Raw genomic sequence first — 16114 nt, 5'->3', positions numbered from 1 at the left:
GAAGGCCGGCGGCGGCCGCCGTTCCGCGGCCGCGCCTCTCCCGGAAGCGAGCAGCACTGAAGATGTCATCGGCTCACGAGGCACGACAGCCGCCCGACGGGTCCGCAGCGGCGGACGCGTCGGAGACGGCGCCGACCGCACCCTTCACCAAGAAGCAGGTCCGCTGGGTCCTGCTCGGCGTCATGCTGACGATGCTCCTCGGTGCCCTCGACCAGACCATCGTCACCACCGCCCTGCCCACCATCGTGGGCGAACTCAACGGGCTGGAGCACCTGTCCTGGGTCATCACCGCCTACATGCTGGCCGCCACGGTCGGGCTGCCGATCTACGGCAAGGCGGGCGACCTCTTCGGGCGCAAGGTGGTCTTCCAGTTCGCCATCGTCGTGTTCCTGATCGGCTCGGTCCTGTGCGGCGTGGCCCAGGACATGAACCAGCTCATCGCGTTCCGCGCGCTGCAGGGCATCGGCGGCGGAGGGCTGATGATCAGCGCCCAGGCGATCATCGCCGATGTCGTCTCGGCGCGTGAGCGGGGCCGGTACATGGGCGCGATCGGCGGTGTGTTCGGGTTCGCGTCGATCGCCGGGCCGCTGCTCGGCGGCTTCTTCACCGACCACCTCGACTGGCGCTGGATCTTCTACATCAACCTGCCGCTGGGCGCACTGGCGCTGGTCGTCACCTCGGTGGTCCTGCGGCTGCCCGGGCGCAGCGGCCCCAAACCCAAACTCGACTACCTCGGCACACTCCTGCTCGCGACGGCCAGCGTCTGCCTGGTGCTGTTCACCAGCTGGGGCGGGAACACCTACGCGTGGACCAGCCCCGTGATCATCGGGCTGGCCGTCGGCGCCGTGGCCAGCGCGGTCCTCTTCGTCGCCGCGGAGGCGCGGGCCGCCGAGCCGATCATCCCGCTACGGCTCTTCCGCGACCGCGACTTCGTGCTGACCGCGCTCATCGGCGTGTGCGTCGGCATCGCGATGTTCTCCACCGTCTCCTACCTGCCCACCTTCCTGCAGATGGTGAACGGGGTCAGCGCGACCGAGTCCGGTCTGCTGATGATCCCGATGGTCGTGGGCATGCTGGTCGCCACGATCGGCACCGGGCGGCGGATCGCCGCCACCGGGCGGTACAGGATCTGGCCGATCATCGGAACGGCCGTGGTCGTCGTCGGCCTGTTCCTGCTCGGTGGAATGGACGCGAACACGCCGTACGTGTACAACGCGAGCGGCATGGTCCTGCTCGGCCTGGGCGTGGGCATGGTGCTGCAGAACCTCGTGCTCATCGTGCAGAACAGCGCGCCGCCGCGCGACCTGGGCACGGCGACGTCGGCCAACAACTACTTCCGGCAGATCGGGGCGTCGTTCGGCATCGCGGTCTTCGGTTCGGTCTTCGTGAGCCGACTGAACGACCGCCTGGCCGACCTGCCGCCGCAGGCGGCCGGAGCCCTGCCCGTGCAGGGGGGCGAAGCGGGCATCAGCTCGATGACCCCGGAGATGCTCCAGGGGCTCCCCGAGGGGCTGCGGGAGTCGATCGTGCACGCATTCGCCGACGCGCTGCCGCCGATCTTCTACTACGCGATCCCGGTGGCGGTGGCCGGGTTCGTGCTCTCCTTCTTCCTGCGCGAGAAGCCCCTGTCGACGGAGATCGGGGCGGCGCGCGACGAGGCGGGCGCCGGCTGACGGCGCTTGCGCCCCGGCGCCCGCCGGGGCCACCGACCGGCGTGGGGCGGGCCCACCGGGCACGCGGTCCATCCCACGCCGCTACTCGTCGGTGGGCTTCTTCCGGCCCCTGGGCCTGTCGTCCTTGGACTTCTTGGCCTTGGGCTTCTTGGCCTTGGGCTTCTTGGCCTTGGGCTTCTTGTCCTTCTTCGCCGGTTTCCCGGCCGACTTCTTGTCGGGCTTGCCGGGCTTGCCGACCGGTTCGGCCGCCCGTTCGGCGGCCTTCGCCTTCTTCTTGAGCTCGGCCTTCTTCGGCTTCTTGGCGTTCTTGGAGGTCACATGGGGTTCAAGGGACTCCGGGAGCGGCGCGATACCGGGGCCGCCGTCGAAGATCCAGTCGTCGAGGTCCTCGATCAGCCGGTCCTCGGTGAACTCGCCGAGCCAGACCGGGCGGCCGCCGCCTGCACGCCCCTGGGTGGAGGGCTGGACGACCACCACGTTGGCCTTGAAGCAGATTCCGAGGCACTTGCTGACCCGGACCGGTACACTGCGCCCTTCGTGGTCCTCGATCCCGCTCAGCCGCCGCAGCTGCCCCTTGTGGTCGACTCCCGGCCGCTTCTTCTTTGTGCCACAGCAACACCCGCGGCACACCACGAGCTGGCACGGCTGTCCTGACGGGGACACCGCTCGTCGAACCTCCTGCATGATCGGGGGAAACCGGCTCCTGCCCGCCTAACCGTATCGTCGCAGTTCATAACGGCGCACATCGGACGTTGTGGGCGCTGCTGACACCGCGGTGCCCCGGCCCACCGGGGCCGGGGCACCGCGCGCGATCGCCGGCTCAGCGGTCGCGGTCGTCCTTCCGCTCCTCGTCCTGCTCGGCGAGGATGTCCTTGCCCTTCTCGGCGGCCTTGTCGATCTGCTCGTCGTACTTGCCGCCGGTCTTCTCCTTGGCGGCCTCGGCAGCGGCGTCGACCCCTTCGGCGACCTTGTCGCGGTTCCTACCCGCCGCCTTCTTGAGCTTGTCCATGGCGTCCTTGAGACCGGACATGCGCTCACCCCCTCCGTCCGTACGATCACGGCGCTCTGGAGCGCCGAAAACGCCATACCCGCTGGACAGCGGCGCGAATCGCATGGAGGTAGGCGGGTGGGGCACCGGGCCGCCCGCGCGCCTCAGATGCCCAGGACCATCCGGGCCACGCTGAAGTAGATGAGCAGGCCGGTGGCGTCGACGAGGGTGGTGACGAGCGGAGCCGAGACCACCGCCGGGTCCACGCCGATGCGGCGGGCCAGCAGGGGCATCGTGCTGCCGATGACCGCGGCCCAGGTGCAGATGGCGATGATCGAGATCGCCACGGCGACGGCCACACCGCCGGGCACCACCAGCAGCCCGACGGTCAGCGCGATGAGGGCGAGCACACAGCCGAGCATGAGCCCGACCCGGCACTCCTTCCAGGCCACCCCGGGCAGGTCGCGGACGCGCACCTCGCCGACGGCCAGGGCGCGGACGATCGCGGTGGCCGACTGGGAGCCGACGTTGCCGCCGGTGCCGGTGAGCATGGGGATGAACAGGGCCAGCGCGGTCACCTGTTCCAAGGTCGCCTCGAAGTGGGTGAGCACGGTGACGGTGAGCGTGGAGGCGACGATGAGCAGCAGCAGCCACACCACCCGGGCGCGGGCCAGGCGCGGCACGGTGACCGACACGTAGTGTCCGGCCACGGGGCTGGCCGCGGACTGACGGGCGATGTCCTCGGAGTCGGCCGCTTCGATGAGTTCGAGGGCGTCGTCGAAGGTGAGCAGGCCGACGAAGCGCTCCTCGGAGTCCACCACCGGAAGGGCGACGAGGTTGGCCTCCTGCATGAGCCGGGCGGCGCCCTCGGCGGGCTCGGTGGCCCGGACCCGCGGCACGAAGACGTCGACGATGTCCTTGACCAGGCTGTCGTCGTCGCTGACGACGAGGTCGCTGAGCTGGACGATCCCGGCGAGTCTGCGGCCGTCGTCGACCACGGGCAGGATGTAGACGGTCTCGGCGTCGGCGCCCTTGGCCCGGACCACCTCCAGAGCGCGCCCCACGGTCAGGTCGCGGTGCAGGACCACGGTCTCGGGGGTCATGTACCGGCCGACGGACTCCTCGGGGTAGCCGAGCAGTGCGGCGGTCATCCGGCGCTCGGCCTGGCTCAGGCCGGCCAGGGCGCGGGTGGCGATCTTGGCGGGGGCCTCGCCGATGAGCCGCGCCCGGTCGTCGGGGTCCATCTCCTCCAGCAGCTCGTGGAAGGCGGAGTCCCGCAGGCCGAGGAGGATCTCCTGCTGGTGGACGGGGTCGAGCTCCTCGAAGACCTCCAGCTCCCGGTCCTTGTCGAGGAGCCGGAAGGGGACGATCATGTACCGGGCGTCCATGCGTTCGAGCTCGTCGGCGATCTCGTAGGGCGGATGCTCGGCCAACCAGAGTCGGATCCCGGTCAGGTCGTTGTCGACGATCATCTGGGTGAGGTCTTCGCCGCGCTCGTCAGCCATGCTGAGCACCCCCTTGTCGTATCGCGTGCCTGCCCCGGGCCGGACCGGCGGGTCTGTGCGGCGCAGGGCACGGGGGGTGGGCGGGTGTGGAGTACCCGGAGGCGGCGCACCGCTGCCTGGCCCCGGCCCCATGGGCGCACGGACGCCCGAGCGTTCTCGGACGTGCGGACGCTCGTGGGAGCCCAGGGATCAACCGAAACCCTACCGGTAGCGGGCGGACGGGTGCGCCTCCGCCACCGAACCGGAAAGGGCGGCACGTCTTGCCGTCCGGGCGGTGCGGTTCAGGGGCGCCAGATCACGACGAGCGCGATGTCGTCGTTCTTGTCCTCGCTCATCGTGTCCACAATGTGCGCGGCGCCGGTGTCGAAACCGGTGGTGACCAGGCGGTCGGCCACCCCCAGCAGGCGGTCGACGCCGGCGTCGAGGTCCTCGCCGGGGGTCTCGATGAGCCCGTCGGTGTAGAGCATGAGGGCGTCGCCGGGCCGCAGCCGCCCCTCGACCGGGGTGTAGGTCATGCCGGGGACGACACCGAGGACGACGCCCTTGGCCTCGGTGGGCGACCACTCACCGGTGCCGCGGTCGAACTGGACCGCGGGCGGGTGTCCGGCGGAGGTGATGAGGTAGTCGCCGGTGGTGAGGTCGAGGCTGAGGTGCACTGCGGTGACGAATCCCTCACCGAGCGCGGTGCGGGTGAGATGGTCGTTGCAGTGCGTGAGGAACTCACTGCTGGAGACGGCGCTGAGCAGGCCGCTGAACGCGCCGGAGAGTAGCAGGGCGCGGGTCCCGGCGTCGACGCCCTTGCCGGAGACGTCGACGACGGCGACCTCCAGGCGGTCGCCGTGGCGCATGGAGACGACGAAGTCGCCGCCGAACGAGGAACCTCCGGCCTGGCGGAGGATGGCGGTGGCTCCCCAGCCCTCCGGCAGCTCCGGCAGCCGCCCCTGGTCGCGGAGCCGGTCGCGCAGTTCCAGGAGCATCTTCTCGCCGCTGAGCCCCTGCACGCCGAGCCGTTCGCGCACCCCCGACAGCAGGTAGGCCAGCACGGCCGTGACGCCGATGGTCACCAGCAGGCCCGGACCGATGTGCCCGAAGTCCAGGGCGAACCCTGTGAACAGGAGGACCGCGGCGACCACGACGAGCAGGAACGCCAGGCTCTTGCGCTTGAGCAGCAGGCCGCCGGCCAGGACGGTGAGGATGACCGCGCTGGGCGGGAACCACCCCGGCGGGCCCCACACGGCGCCGACGCCGATGCCGACGGCCAGCGCCACCAGGGTGATCAGTACGAGGCGGTAGCGGAACAGGACCTTGCGCCGCAGGAGTGCCACGGCGCGCTGCCACTGGGAGCGGGCGTGGCGGGCGAGCCGGACGGTGGCGGGGGTGGTCATCGCGGCGACAGGGCAGCGCGGTGCGGCCGCGCCGGTGTCCCGCTCGTGCGGCGGGCCCGCCGCGGCCCCGTCGAACGGACGGTCCGATACCCGCCGCATGTCACTCCGGATCTCCAGGCAGAACTACGCATGGTCAAGTATGGCCGGTGACGCGGCCCGGCGTCAGGCGTCCCCCGGGTTGGCCGCCGAATCGTTGGAAAATCGCCGACCCGGACGATCATGAATCCGCTCTGCGGCCTGCTCACAATCCACGGCCCGGCCGGGGCTCGGGCCGCCGGTGCGGCCGCCGACGGCGCGTCGCGGAAAATCACTCGCCCGAACGTCACTCGGGGTGATAGTCACGTGAAGCATGTCGCATACCCAGCCTGGTTCCGCGCAGCACCCGCCCGCCGATTCCGCTCCCGCCTCCGGCTACGCCGTCCGCCCCATCGGAGAGGACGAGTTCCCGGCGTTCCGGGACATCCTCGGCGAGTCGCTGATGTTCGGCGAGACCAGCGAGAGCATGAACGAGGTCTACCTCGGGCTGACCGAGTTCGACCGCACCCTGGCGGCCTTCGACGGTTCCCGGATGGTCGGCACCGCCGTCGCCCACTCCTTCGAGATGACCCTGCCCGGCGGGCCGCGCCGGGTCGCCGGGGTGTCGGCGGTCTCCGTCTGGCCCACCTACCGCCGCCGCGGCATCCTCAGCGCGATGATGCGCCGCCAGCTCGCCGACATCCGCGAGCGCGGGGAGCACGTGGCCGCCCTGTTCGCCAGCGAGGGCGCGATCTACGGGCGGTTCGGCTACGGCCGGGCCTCCCAGGCGGTCGCGACCACCGTCGACACCCGCGTTGCCGCGCTGCGCGCCGACATCCCCCGCGACCCCGCCCTGCGGCTCCGGCTCACCACACCGGCGGAGGCGGCCAAGGAGCTCGCGACCGTCCACCGGGCCGCCGCTCCGCAGCGGGTCGGGGAGTTCCAGCGCGACGAGACGTGGTGGAAGGCGGTCCTGGTGGACGAGCCGGAGCGGCGCGGCGGCGCCAACGCCGCCCGGTGCGCGATCGCGGAGGACGACGCCGGGCCGCTCGGCTACGCCCTGTACCGGACCAGGTCGAAGTGGACCGACCACGGCACGCCCGACTGCCGGGTGCAGGTGGGGGAAGTGGTGGCGACGGCACCGGCCGCGCACGCCCTGCTCTGGGAGCACGTGCTGACCCGGGACCTGGTGACGACCGTGGCCACCGACATGATCGCGCCCGACGACCCCCTGTTCTACCTGCTGGCCGATCCGTCCCGGGCGCACCGCCAGTCCGTCGACGGCCTGTGGGTGCGGCTGGTCGACGTGGGCGGCGCGCTGGAGGAGCGCGGGTATGCGGCACCGGTGGACGTCGTGCTGGAGGTGAGCGACACCCACTGCCCGTGGAACGCCGGCCGGTGGCGGCTGACCGCCGACACCGAGGCCGCCCGGTGCACCGCGACCGACGCGGAACCCGACATCCGGCTGGACGTCTCCCACCTCGGCTCCGCCCACCTCGGTGCGCAGAAGCTGGGTGCCTATCGCGCGGCCGGGCTCCTCACCGAGGAGACCCCGGGTGCGGTGGACCGCCTCGACACCGCGCTCAGCCGCTCCGATCAGCCCTTCTGCGGGGTGATCTTCTAGTAACCGCACCCTGCGGGGGCTTTTCACCGGCGGCGCCGCGTACTACCGTCGCGGGCAGAAGCGTGACCGGAGGAAACCTCCGCAGGACGAGCACGTGGAGCGGGAGATCCCGACATGGGACGGACGCAGGTGACCCTGTCCGCCGCGATGCGGGCGCGGGACGTGTCGCGTCCACTCCCGGTGCACGGGCCGGCCGCGGCGGAGGACCCCCCGGAGCACGCGGGCCCCGGCCCGGTCACGGGCGACGGAGGGCGCGACGGACCCGCGCACCGGCAGCGCCGCGGGCCCATCGAGCCGCCCGCCGATCCCCCGGAGCCACCGACCGGGCCGGACGCTCTCCCGACGCCCGCGCCCCCCGACCCGCTGCGGATGCCCCCGGCACCCGGGCGGCCGAAAGGCGACCGCCGACGGCGCCGTGCGCGCCGTCGGCGGTGAGTGGGCTCGGGTCGGGCCGCGGTCGGAGGGCCGACCGGGGCGCATGCGGAACGCTCCCTAAGGCAGCGGGGGCAGCTCGCCGGTCCGCTCGTAGTCGGAGAGCATGTCGATGCGGCGGGTGTGGCGCCCCTCCTCGCTGTAGGGCGTGGTGAGGAAGAGCTCGACGAAACGGGTGGCCTCGTCCAGCGAGTGCATCCGGCCGCCGATGCTGATCACGTTGGCGTCGTTGTGCTCGCGGGCGAGCTTCGCGGTGTCGTCGCTCCAGGCCAGGGCGGCACGGATGCCCTTGACCTTGTTCGCGGCGATCTGCTCGCCGTTGCCGGAGCCGCCGATGACGATGCCCAGGGAACCCGGGTCGGCCGCGACGCCCTCGGCGGCGCGCAGCACGAAGGGCGGGTAGTCGTCCACCGCGTCGTAGACGGCCGGTCCGGCGTCCACGACCTCATACCCCCGCTCTTTCAGCCAGGAGACGAGGTGCTCTTTGAGTTCGAAGCCTGCATGATCGGATCCAAGGTATACACGCACGACACCAGTGTGGCAGGTCAGCGGGGCGGGTGGGCGCGCGGGGACGGTTCCGCACGACGACGGTGCCCGCCTCCGCGACGGGAGACGGGCACCGTGGTGTCAGTGGGCGCGGATCGCAGCCTCGTCAGAGGCCGGCCGCCACGTGGGTGATGCTCAGCCCCATCGCGGCGAACAGGACCATGGACCCGAGCGCGATGACGTTCACGATGATGATGTCCTTGACGTCCGCGCTCAGCGGGCCGGCCTTGGACTCCTGGGGCTTGCTGCTCAATGTGCTTACCTCGGCTGCTGGGTGGCCTGATATTCCACCTTCGATAGTGCCATACGCCGTGGTCACACCGGATATGACCCCACTCACTCCGCCCCGGTCTACAGCTGGATGGCCTTCACCTCGCAGAACTCCTCCAGGCCGTGCAGCCCCCGCTCCCGGCCGACACCGGAGCGCCGGTAGCCGCCGAAGGGCGCGCGCACGTTGAACCTGCCGCCGTTCACCTCCACCTGCCCGGTGCGCAGCCTGCGCGCGACGGCCAGGGCGCGCTCGGAGTCGGCGGCCCAGACCGAGGCCGCGAGCCCGTAGTCGGTGTCGTTGGCGATCTCCACCGCCTCCTCCTCGGAGTCGTAGGGGATCAGCGCGAGCACCGGGCCGAAGATCTCCTCACGGGCGATGCGCATGTCGTTGCGCACGTCGGCGAAGACCGTGGGACGGACGTAGTAGCCGCGGTCGAGGCCGTCGGGGGCCTCGGGTCCGCCGGCGACCAGGCGGGCGCCCTCGCGCACGCCGACGCCGATGTAGTCGCGGACGCGGTCGCGCTGGGCCGCGGAGACGAGCGGCCCCAGCCGGGTGTCCTCGTCGAGCGGGTCGCCGGGCGTGTACTTCGCAACGGTGTCGGCCGTCAGCCGCACCGCCTCGTCGTAGCGGGCGCGCGGCACGATCATCCGGGTGAGCGCGTCGCAGCTCTGCCCGCTGTTGTTCATGACGTTGGCGACGCCCCGCTTGACGGCGGCGTCCAGGTCGCCGTCGGGCAGGACGACGTTGGGCGACTTCCCACCGAGCTCCAGGGCCACCTTCTTCACGGTCCCGGCGGCCAGCTCCGCCACCCGGGTGCCGGCCCGGGTGGAGCCGGTGAAGGAGACCATGTCGATGCCGGGGTGGGCGGCGATCGCCTCCCCCACGACCGGCCCGGTGCCTGAGACGAGGTTGAACACCCCGGGCGGCAGCCCGGCGTCGTGGCAGGCCTCGGCCAGCGCGTAGGCGCTCAGCGGGGCGACCTCGCTCGGCTTGAGCACGACCGTGTCGCCCACCGCCAGCGCGGGGACCATCTTGAGCACGACCTGGACCAGCGGGTAGTTCCACGGCGTGATGCCGCCGACCACCCCCACCGGCTCGCGCACGATCAGCGAGTTGCCGACCTTCTCCCCGGTGAAGTACCGCTCCCCCACCTCGTCGAGGATGTCGAGGAAGTCGGCGAACATCGCGAGCGGGACCCCGGTCTGCACCCGGGTGGCGAACGTGAGCGGCGCGCCGACGTCGGTCACGATGAGCGCGGCCAGGTCGTCGGCGCGCTCCTGCAGCAGTTCCAGGACACCGGCCAGGTGCGCGCGGCGCTCACCGACGCTCAGCCCCGACCAGGGGCCGAACGCCTCGGAGGCTGCGGCCACCGCGCGGTCGACGTCGTCGGGGTGCCCGGCCGGAACCGTGGCGACGACCTCCTCGGTCGCGGGGTTGACGACGTCGATCGCCTCCGAGGACGAGGATGCGGTCCAACCGCCGTTGACATACAGGGATCTCATGCGACCCCCATTCCCCGAACCGGTGCGGTCATCCCCCGGAGCGACGCGCTTTGCGCCCCGGGAGAGTCCGGAACCGGTCAGCCCCAGTGCGGCGGGCGGTCCTCCAGGAGCCGGGCCGTGTCAGCGTCGACGCCGGCATCGGGGACGCGCTCGCCCCACCCGGCCCCCCGCTCGTCGCCGGTGGTGTCGGGAAGGATCTCCATGCCGTCGTCGAACAGGTCGACCGGGCGCTCGTCCTCCGGTGTGCTCATGCCTCTGCTTCCTCGTGCCTCGTCGGGCCCTGCCGGCCCGTCGGTCGTTGCGTCGGTCAGTCGAAGATGGGGTCGCGCGTCCGGCTGCGCTTGAGCTCGAAGAAGCCGTCGGTCCCCGCCACCAGCAGGACACCGTCCCACAGCTTCCCCGCCTCTTCGCCCTTGGGGGCGGGCGACACGACGGGGCCGAAGAAGGAGACGCCCGCGACCGAGATCACCGGTGTGCCGACCTCCTCGCCGACGCGGTCCATTCCGTCGTGGTGCGAACGGCGCAGGGCCTCATCGTAGTCCGTCGACTCCATGGCGCCCGTCAGGTCCTCCGGCAGCCCCACCTCGGCCAGGGCCTCCCGGACGGCCGCGGCGGAGCGGTCCTTCTGGAGGTGGATGCGGGTGCCCAGGGCCGTGTAGAGGGGGCCCAGGACCTCGTTGCCGAACCGCTGCTCGGCGGCGATCGCGACGCGCACCGGCCCCCACGCCTCGCGCAGCAGCTGTCCGTACCCCTCCGGGACGTCCTTGTGCTCGTTGAGCACCGACAGGCTCATCACGTGCCAGCGCGCCCGCACCGGGCGGACCTTCTCCACCTCCAGCAGCCACCGGGACGTGACCCACGCCCAGGGGCAGGCCGGGTCGAACCAGAAGTCCACCGGGGTCGGTTCCGTGCTCATGTGCGTTCTCCATCCGTGAACGGTCGGCCGCGTGCCCGCACCACCCGTCCGGCGGGACATACGGTTCAACTGCTTCCTCTCCCGCAACCTCGCCGCCTGGTTCCGCATTCCTGGGGCAGGCGTGGCAGGATCTAGGGCGACGACAACTCACAACGGGACGGCCCGCCGTGCGCGGATCCGCGGCGCGGGCGGTCATCATCTCCGGCCGGCGACGACGGCGGCCGTGAAGGGAGTGGACGTGGCGGGCAACCTGACACGCGACGAGGCACGCGAGCGCGCGCGGATTCTCAGCGTGACCTCGTACGACGTGGAGCTCGACCTCACGACGGGCGATGAGACCTTCCGGTCGGCCACCGTGGCGCGCTTCGACTGCTCCGAGCCGGGTGCCGAAACGTTCATCGACCTCGTCGCCCCGAAGGTGCATTCCGTCGTGCTCAACGGGCGCGAGCTGGACGTCGACACCGTGGTCGCCGACGGGAGGATCACCCTGCCCGGCCTGGAGGCCGCCAACGAGCTGCGGGTGCTCGCCGACGCCGCCTACATGCGCACGGGCGAGGGCCTGCACCGCTTCGTGGACCCGGTCGACGCGAACGTCTACCTGTACACGCAGTTCGAGACGGCCGACGCGCACCGTATGTACACCTGCTTCGACCAGCCGGACCTCAAGGCGCGCTTCGAGTTGACCGTGCTCGCCCCGGCCGACTTCGAGGTCGTGTCCAACAGCGCGCCCGACGCCTCCCGGGAACCGGTCGAGGACGGCGCGGGCCGCCCTAAGGCGCGCTGGCACTTCCCGGCGACCGAGCCGGTCTCCACCTACATCACCGCGCTCATCGCCGGTCCGTACCACGCGGTGCGCGACGAGCACGACGGTATCCCGCTGGGCGTCTACTGCCGCGCCTCGCTGGCGGACCACCTCGACTCCGACGCGATCCTGGAGGTCACCAAGCAGGGCTTCGACTTCTACCACCGCGTGTTCGGCCTGCGGTACCCCTTCGGCAAGTACGACCAGCTGTTCGTGCCGGAGTTCAACGCCGGCGCCATGGAGAACGCGGGGGCGGTGACCTTCCTGGAGGACTACGTCTTCCGTTCCCGGGTCACCGACGCCCACTACGAGCGCCGCGCCGAGACCATCCTGCACGAGATGGCGCACATGTGGTTCGGCGACCTGGTCACCATGCGCTGGTGGGACGACCTGTGGCTGAACGAGTCCTTCGCGACCTACGCGAGCGTCCACTGCCAGGCCGAGGCCACCCGGTGGAAGGACGCCTGGACCACGTTCGCCAACGTGGAGAAGTCGTGGGCGCTGCGCCAGGACCAGCTGCCCTCGACCCACCCGATCGCCGCCGACATCCCCGACATGCAGGCGGTCGAGGTCAACTTCGACGGCATCACCTACGCCAAGGGCGCCTCGGTACTCAAGCAGCTCGTGGCCTACGTCGGCGTGGACGCGTTCTTCGCCGGCGTGCGCGAGTACTTCAAGGAGCACGCCTGGGGCAACACCGAACTGCGCGACCTGCTGGTGAAACTGGAGCAGGCCTCGGGCCGCGACCTGTCGTCCTGGTCGCGCGAGTGGCTGGAGACCGCGGGCGTCAACACCATGCGCCCGGAGTTCGAGGTGGACGCCGACGGCGCCTTCACGTCGTTCGCGGTGCTGCAGGAGGCGGCGCCCGACCACCCGACGCTGCGCTCCCACCGGCTGGCCATCGGCCTGTACGACCGCACCGACGAGGGCATCGTGCGCCGCCGCCGGGTGGAACTCGACGTCTCCGGCCCGCGCACCGCAGTACCGGAGCTGGTCGGCGAGACCCAGCCCGACCTGGTGCTGATCAACGACGACGACCTGACGTTCACCAAGATCCGCCTGGACGAGCGCTCGCTGCGCACCGTGGTGGAGGGCGTCGGGGAGATCCGGGAGTCGCTGCCGCGCGCCCTGTGCTTCTCCGCCGCCTGGGACATGACCCGGGACGCCGAGATGGCCGCCCGCGACTACGTCGAACTGGTCATCTCCGGGATCGACGGGGTCAGCGACGTCTCCGTGGCCCAGATGCTGCTCCGGCAGGCCATCGCCGCGCTGCACAGCTACGCCGCCCCCGACTGGCGCGAGACCGGCTTCAACCGTCTCGCGGCCCGCCTGCGGGACCTGCTCACCGCCGCCGAGCCCGGCAGCGACTTGCAGCTGGCCTACACGCACGCGTTCGCCGACGCGGCCGTCGACAGCGAGCACCTGTCGCTGCTGCAGGGGCTGCTGGACGGAGCGATCACGGTCGACGGCCTGACCATCGACACCGATCTGCGCTGGCGGCTGCTGCGCCGCCTGGTCTCGGGCGGGAAGGCCGGGGAGAAGGAGATCGCGGCCGAGCTGGAGATCGACCCGACCGCGACGGGCGAGCGCCAGGCGGCCGGGTGCCGCGCGGCGATCCCGGCCCCCGAGGCCAAGGCGGCCACCTGGCAGCGGATCCAGCACGCGCCGGACATGGCCAACGCGGAGTTCCGGGCGACGCTGGGCGGCTTCAACGAGCCGGCCCACCGCGAGCTGTACCGGCCCTACGTGGAGAAGTACTTCGGCCTGCTCGCCGACGCGTGGAAGAACTGGACCGGCGAGTTCGCCCAGTCCTTCGCCGAGGGCGCCTACCCGGGCAACCTCATCGAGGAGGAGACACTGCGCCGGACCGACGCCTACATCGAGGCCGAGAACCCCGCCCCCGCGCTGCACCGCCTGCTCATCGAGGGCCGTGCCGGCGTCGAGCGCGCCCTGAAGGCCCAGCGCCGCGACGCCCAGGGCTAGCCTTCCGCCAGGAGCGACCGGGGTGGTCGCCGCGACCCCGGAGGCGGGTCGCGGCGACCACCCCGGCCAGTCGTCGGTCGCGGAGACATCGGAGGGAAAGGCGCCCGCGAAGCCCCGGTGTCTCCGCGAACGGCGGAAAAGGGTCAGCGGCGGGTGCGGCGGGGTGCGGACCACCGGGGGCCGTCGAGGGCGGCGCGCATGTGGGAGGCCGCCAGGGGGCGCAGGGCGCGGCGCACCTGCGCGCACAGCTGGGGGTCGGCCACGAGTTCGTCGAGTAGCACCGGCTCACCCTCGGCGCTGGTCAGCGGGATCCGCCAGTTGGGGTACTCGGTGCTGGTGCCGGGCTGGTTCTGCATGCGGCGGTCGCCCACCACGTCGGCCAGCGCGATCCCGATCATCCGGGCCGGGGTGCGCGCGAGGTAGGCGTGCAGCGCTACCACGACCTCGGCCGGGGTGGAGACGGGGTCGATGTCGGGGGCCAGCAGGCCGAGCTCGATGAGCAGCTCGCGCCACACCGCCACCTGCTCCTCCGCATCGGCGCGCTCCTCCTTGACGGGGCGGCGCAGCAGGCCGAGGCGGTCGCGCAGCTCGACGTGCTCGGCCGACAGGTAGGAGGCGACCGGCGGGAGGTCGTGGGTGGCCACGGTGGCCAGGCACTCCGAGCGCCACTCCTCCGGGCGCCGCGGCGTGCCCGCGCCGTCCCGCTCGAACCACAGCACCGACGTGCCCAGGACGCCGCGCTCGGCGAGGTGGTCGCGGACCCACGGCTGCACCGTGCCCAGGTCCTCCCCCACCACCACCGACCCGGTCTCCCTGGCGGTCAGGGTCAGTGCGCCCACCATGCCCTCGTGGTCGTAGCGGACGTAGGTGCCCTGGTCCGGCTCCGCCCCCTCGGGGATCCACCACAGCCGGAACAGGCCCATGACGTGGTCGGCACGCACCCCGCCCGCGTGCCGCATGGCCTGGCGCAGCACGTGGCGGAAGGGGGCGTAGCCCTGTTCGGCCAAGCGGACGGGGTGCCAGGGCGGCTGTGCCCAGTTCTGGCCCTGCTGGTTGAACGCGTCGGGCGGCGCCCCCACACCGACGCCGTCGATGAGGGAGTCGCGGTACATCCACGCGTCGGCCCCGCCCGGGCGCACCCCGATGGCCAGGTCGTGCACGACGCCGATGGACATCCCGGCGGCGCGGGCTCCCGCCTGGGCGGCGGCGAGCTGGTCGTCGAGGATCCACTGCAGCCAGCGGTGGAACTCGATGTCGGGCCAGCGGCGCAGCGCCTCACGACCGACGGTGTGCGCGCCGACGTCGCGCAGCCGCTCGGGCCAGTCGCGGTAGTCGGAACCGTACTGCTCGGCGAGCGCGCACCAGGTCGCGTACTCCACCAGGGAGGCACCCTCGCGCTCTAGGAAGGCCTGGTAGGCGGACTCCCGGGCAGCGGTCCTGCGCACCTGGAACAGGGCCAGGAGTGCGGCGCGCTTGGCTTCCCAGACGCTGTCGCGGTCCAGCAGGTCGGCGGTGCGGCCGCGTTCGCGCAGCGGGCGGGCGAGGCGCTGGATGCCCTCACGTTGGGCGGACTCCAGACGGGTGTACTCCGGGACGTCCTCGATGCGGATGTAGAGGGGACTGGCGTAGCGGCGGCTGACCGGGAGGTAGGGCGAGGGTTCGATGGGCGGCGCCGGCTCGGTGGCGTGCACCGGGTTGATGACGGTGAAGTCGGCACCCAGGTCGCGCGCGCTCCAGTCGGCGAGTTCGGCGAGGTCGCGCAGGTCGCCCATGGCCCAGGAGGCGCGCGAGCGCAGCGAGTACAGCTGGACCGTCAGACCCCAGGCGCAGCGGTCGCGCAGGGCTTCGGGGAGATCGAGCCGGTCGGGGACCACCAGCAGAGGGGCGCTCTGGGCGACGGCGCCGTCGTAGGCGTCGGCCCCGCGCCCGGTGCGGGCGGGCGGGATGTGTTCCACGTGCAGCCGGTGCACACCCAGGGGCAGGCCGGGGTCGGGTTCGGCGCGGTCTCCGTTGTCGAGCTGTACCCAGGCATGGGTGCCGTCGGGCAGAGGGAGGTGGGGACGCCGCCCCTCCCGGACGACGACGGCGGGCGGCAGCAGGCGGCGCCCCTGGGCCGACCAGTGGGCCTCCAGCGCGGCCCGGGGGTCGGAGACGTCCACGCCGAGGGCGGTCAGCACGTGCCGCAGGGTGTCGAGGGGCACCTGGACGGTCCGGCCCCGCCAGTCCTCGTAGACCGTCGCGACGCCGTGCTCCTCGGCCAACCGGGCCAGATCCGCATCCCTCACAAGAAACGATGATGCCCTACCGCGCTCTTCCGTCGCGGCTACGCCATACCTTGATCGCGCGTTGGACCCGCCGTAATCCGGCAGTACGGCTCCCGGAGCCCTCCTGCCTCACCCGTTGGCACATCATCCGCATTCCGGACGGATATCCGAAACCGGGCTATCTGCAGAAAATCAACCCATGATCCCC

The 16114-nt window shown here is 71.9% G+C and carries 13 protein-coding genes; 3 read left to right on the top strand and 10 right to left on the bottom strand.

Annotation, left to right across the window (positions count from 1 at the left end):
- Nucleotides 1-62: 62 nt before the first annotated feature.
- Nucleotides 63-1673: an MDR family MFS transporter gene (locus HNR23_RS04520; protein ID WP_184073791.1), complete on the top strand. Its 1611-nt coding sequence runs from the start codon at nucleotides 63-65 to the stop codon at nucleotides 1671-1673.
- 81 nt (nucleotides 1674-1754) lie between these two features.
- On the opposite strand, the gene HNR23_RS04515 is transcribed toward HNR23_RS04520, so the two are convergent.
- The 4 genes from HNR23_RS04515 to HNR23_RS04500 form a co-directional block, all read right to left on the bottom strand.
- On the bottom strand, nucleotides 1755-2357 hold the full coding sequence (locus tag HNR23_RS04515; protein WP_184073789.1) for a (2Fe-2S) ferredoxin domain-containing protein: 603 nt from the start codon (nucleotides 2355-2357) through the stop codon (nucleotides 1755-1757).
- Between the two features lie 136 nt (nucleotides 2358-2493).
- Nucleotides 2494-2703, bottom strand: coding sequence for an antitoxin (locus HNR23_RS04510; RefSeq protein WP_184073787.1), 210 nt, complete (start codon nucleotides 2701-2703; stop codon nucleotides 2494-2496).
- A gap of 122 nt (nucleotides 2704-2825) precedes the next feature.
- Nucleotides 2826-4166 (bottom strand): magnesium transporter, encoded by a 1341-nt coding sequence (gene mgtE / locus HNR23_RS04505; RefSeq protein WP_184073785.1) that lies wholly within the window; start codon nucleotides 4164-4166, stop codon nucleotides 2826-2828.
- A 281-nt stretch (nucleotides 4167-4447) separates the two neighbouring features.
- On the bottom strand, nucleotides 4448-5551 hold the full coding sequence (locus tag HNR23_RS04500) for a PP2C family protein-serine/threonine phosphatase (protein ID WP_184079875.1): 1104 nt from the start codon (nucleotides 5549-5551) through the stop codon (nucleotides 4448-4450).
- Nucleotides 5552-5900: 349 nt separating this feature from the next.
- Here HNR23_RS04500 and HNR23_RS04495 point away from each other — a divergent pair, with 349 nt between their 5' ends.
- Nucleotides 5901-7190, top strand: coding sequence for a GNAT family N-acetyltransferase (locus HNR23_RS04495; protein ID WP_184073783.1), 1290 nt, complete (start codon nucleotides 5901-5903; stop codon nucleotides 7188-7190).
- A gap of 492 nt (nucleotides 7191-7682) precedes the next feature.
- Here HNR23_RS04495 and HNR23_RS04490 read toward each other — a convergent pair whose 3' ends face one another.
- The 5 genes from HNR23_RS04490 to HNR23_RS04470 form a co-directional block, all read right to left on the bottom strand.
- Entirely contained in the window at nucleotides 7683-8150 is a 468-nt protein-coding gene (locus HNR23_RS04490) for a ribose-5-phosphate isomerase (protein ID WP_184073781.1), read from the bottom strand.
- A 124-nt stretch (nucleotides 8151-8274) separates the two neighbouring features.
- The gene (locus tag HNR23_RS04485; protein WP_184073779.1) at nucleotides 8275-8421 is read right to left on the bottom strand and encodes a hypothetical protein; all 147 of its coding nucleotides are present in this window, start codon (nucleotides 8419-8421) and stop codon (nucleotides 8275-8277) included.
- Nucleotides 8422-8519: 98 nt separating this feature from the next.
- Nucleotides 8520-9941, bottom strand: coding sequence for an aldehyde dehydrogenase family protein (locus tag HNR23_RS04480; protein ID WP_184073777.1), 1422 nt, complete (start codon nucleotides 9939-9941; stop codon nucleotides 8520-8522).
- 77 nt (nucleotides 9942-10018) lie between these two features.
- Entirely contained in the window at nucleotides 10019-10192 is a 174-nt protein-coding gene (locus HNR23_RS04475; RefSeq protein WP_184073775.1) for a hypothetical protein, read from the bottom strand.
- Nucleotides 10193-10248: 56 nt separating this feature from the next.
- On the bottom strand, nucleotides 10249-10857 hold the full coding sequence (locus HNR23_RS04470) for a mycothiol-dependent nitroreductase Rv2466c family protein (protein WP_184073773.1): 609 nt from the start codon (nucleotides 10855-10857) through the stop codon (nucleotides 10249-10251).
- Between the two features lie 238 nt (nucleotides 10858-11095).
- On the opposite strand from HNR23_RS04470, the gene pepN reads away from it, so the two are divergent.
- Nucleotides 11096-13642 carry an aminopeptidase N gene (gene pepN / locus HNR23_RS04465; protein WP_184073771.1) on the top strand — a complete coding sequence of 849 codons (2547 nt, stop codon included), beginning with the start codon at nucleotides 11096-11098 and terminating at the stop codon, nucleotides 13640-13642.
- Nucleotides 13643-13785: 143 nt separating this feature from the next.
- On the opposite strand, the gene malQ is transcribed toward pepN, so the two are convergent.
- A complete protein-coding gene (malQ, locus tag HNR23_RS04460) occupies nucleotides 13786-15927 on the bottom strand; it encodes a 4-alpha-glucanotransferase (protein WP_184073769.1) in 2142 nt (713 codons plus the stop codon).
- Nucleotides 15928-16114 lie beyond the last annotated feature (187 nt).

Origin of the sequence: Nocardiopsis mwathae, assembly GCF_014201195.1 — a bacterium.
GTDB classification, from domain to species: domain Bacteria; phylum Actinomycetota; class Actinomycetes; order Streptosporangiales; family Streptosporangiaceae; genus Nocardiopsis_C; species Nocardiopsis_C mwathae.
Note: the sequence above shows the minus strand (reverse complement) of the source record. Positions and strands in the feature narration are given on the sequence as shown.